Source organism: Cupriavidus sp. KB_39 (assembly GCF_052114485.1).
In the GTDB taxonomy this organism is placed as follows: domain Bacteria; phylum Pseudomonadota; class Gammaproteobacteria; order Burkholderiales; family Burkholderiaceae; genus Cupriavidus.
The window spans coordinates 1-2,343 of sequence record NZ_JBFREV010000104.1 but is presented as its reverse complement, the minus strand read 5'-3'; the positions used below and the strand labels follow the sequence as shown (position 1 = coordinate 2,343).

At 63.2% G+C, this 2,343-nt stretch carries 1 protein-coding gene and 1 pseudogene; both read right to left on the bottom strand.

Annotation, left to right across the window (positions count from 1 at the left end; translation table 11 throughout):
- Window positions 1–772, bottom strand: a pseudogene (locus AB4Z27_RS28750) (hypothetical protein); the annotation flags it as partial.
- Window positions 769–2,343: DUF2345 domain-containing protein (locus tag AB4Z27_RS28745; protein ID WP_441645950.1), on the bottom strand; the 1,575-nt coding region annotated here is incomplete at its 5' end. The pseudogene AB4Z27_RS28750 and the gene AB4Z27_RS28745, both read right to left, overlap by 4 nt.

Genomic DNA, 2,343 nt, shown 5'->3' with positions numbered 1-2,343 from the left:
GGTCGTAGTCCTCGGGCGTCAGCATGACGGCGAGGTCCGGCTCAATGCGCATCGCTTGCGCCGCACGCTGCGCCCAGGAGAGGTCTCGCGGCAAAGCCAGGCGTGCGAGGACCTGGTTGACCAGGGCGATGCGCTGGGCGCGCGCCCATAGGTCGATCGCGATGGGCGTGAACCCGGCGATCCGTTCTTGYGGGATCTCGTCTAGCGTAGACCCGCCATTCGCCGCCATGTCGATGGCAAACCAGTTGCCAAACCATGGGAACGCCCATGTCGAGACCGGCGCGAGCAATACCGCCAGTTGGTCCGGATTCAGCAGCCAACAAAGATTGGCGAACACCCGAGGATCAAAGAATCGCCATAGCGCCCCCTGCCCAGACCGATTGCGAGTCTTGTCGATCGGCAGCACGAGCATCTGATTCGCCAGGTGAGACGCGAGCGCATCTACGGGAACGGGCGCCTTGAGATGCGCACAGATGCGCGGTCGCGACAGCGGCTCAAGCTGTTGAGCTTCGTACTCTTCGCCCACGATGGATTCCAGCCACTGCACTTGCCGTTCACCACACTGGCGCAGATCTATCAGCATCGGCAAGCCGGTGAGATCGCCGCTCCAGTTAGTCGGAACGCAGACACGTCCGTGGAGCGGAGTCAGCTCTTCGGTGGCGCGAAACGCGCCGGGGTCGAGCAACAGGTATCCACCATGGAAAAGTGAGGGCGGCTGGCATGTGGAAATTGCGCCGGCCGAAGGCGGCATGGTCTGGTTGGAGGTCGTCATGTCAAGGCCACACTGTTCTCACCCGCTCCCGCAGCKGCGTCGGCCGATTTACTACATGCGGAAAACCCAGGAAACTTTCCGGCGATGCTATCGGGGCCGTCCCACTTGAAGTTGGCCATCTTGATGGTCACCTGCGCTGGCGAGGCGATCGTCACGTTGCCGTTCTCCAGCTTGATGTAGGCGCCGCCGCCGTCGGTCAGCGTGACGGACTTCCTCGCCTGCAGCACGACGTGCCCCTCGCTGCTGCTGATCGTCATGTTCTGCTGGGAGACGAGTTCCATCTCGTCGTGTTGCGCCTGGATCTGGACTTTTCCCTTGCTTGCGAACAACTTGATGCCCATCTTCTGCGCAAACAGCGAGATGGATTCGCCTGCTGCCACCGTGAATCGGCGCAGCGCACCCACATCGGCATTCGCGCCCGCCGTCATCGTCAGGTCGGTGCCGGCGCTTTGCAGGATCGCGTCGGGGGTGACCATGGCGATGGTGGCGTTGGCGGAAAGCAGCATGACCGCCTGCTGCAGATCCTTGATCTGGGTCTGGAGCACCTCCTGCATCGCCTTCGCGTCGGCGGCATCCGCCTGGGCAATCTGCGCGGCCTGCGCCAGTCCCTCGATACGGGCTTGCGCGTCGCCAAGGCGCTTCATCGCCTCCTGTATGTCGAGTTGCGCCCCACTTGCCTTCGGTTGGTCATCGGTTGACAGCAGCAAGCCCTTYCCACCCCGTATCGCSCCCCAACCTGACGTGCGAAGCTCGAAGCCMTCCCCGCGCTTCTTCCTCTTGCTATCCACCAAACACCCAAGGTTCAACTGGCTCTTGCCCGCATACTCGGTGGAAAGCTTGATCCCCTCCTGTCCCTCCCAGTCCTCGAAGCGCAGCTTGTTATTGCTCTGCGTACGAATCACGTTGCGCGAGAGCCAGCGGTCCTGGTTGGTGATCAGGTCCCCGTGCTGGCTGTTGTGCTGCACATGTGCGATGTAGGGCTTGTTGGGATTGCCGTCACGGAAAGCGACGTCCACGTAGGTGCCGTCCACCAGCGGGAAGTGGAAACCGGTCTGCCGCGCGCCCGCGAACGGCTTGGCCAGCGCCAGCGGCACGCTTTCGCCGCCCTTGGGCCATGCGTCGAAGTCGAAATCGAAGCGCACGATGTAGTGGCCGTGCTGGGTCAGGTAGGCGTATTTGTACTCGCCCGGCGATGTGACACGCGCGCTCAGGGTGCCGGCAATGCGCGGCCATTTCGCCTCGTCCATCGGCAGGCGGAAGCGCCGGTCGGAAGGAATCGCCCGGTACGTATTGCGATAGGCGGCGTCGCGGGCGCCGGTGTGGATGACCTCGGTGATGACCTGACCATTGGACGCGTCGGGCAGGGCCATGTCCATGCGCAGGATGCGCGCCGGGCAGAGCGCCAGCACGTTGCTCTCGCCGGCATAGACCAGTTGTTCGGCAACCTTTGCCTCATGGCGCAGCTGCGCCTCCCATTTGGCATCGTCGAAGTCGAGGTGATGGGCACCGTAGACATAGGACTCGCCGTAGGTCGTCTTCTCCTTGCGTGCGACGTTGGCGTCGCCGGTAGG